Raw genomic sequence first — 236 nt, forward strand, 5'->3', positions numbered from 1 at the left:
GATTCATACAAAGCACGAACCACATTACGCCCGATGCGACCGAAGCCATTTATCGCTACGCGTACGGTCATAGATCTCCTGCAAGGTTTTCCCTGAGCAAATTTGCCAGACAGAGTAATCCAGCAAATCGTCCGGGGAAACCTTACCTGTCGCAAACTGCGACTGATTGGTTAATTGTCGAACATTTAATCGACTGAAACGCTTCAGCTAGGATAAGCGAAACGTGGAATAAAAGG

The 236-nt window shown here is 46.6% G+C and carries 1 protein-coding gene; it reads left to right on the forward strand.

The features are described from left to right. Positions 1–197 (forward strand): hypothetical protein (locus AC0IZJ_RS28760; RefSeq protein WP_471855697.1); only part of this gene is annotated, 197 nt, incomplete at its 5' end. Positions 198–236: the final 39 nt, after the last annotated feature.

It is taken from the genome of Roseateles sp. AC306 (assembly GCF_979253795.1).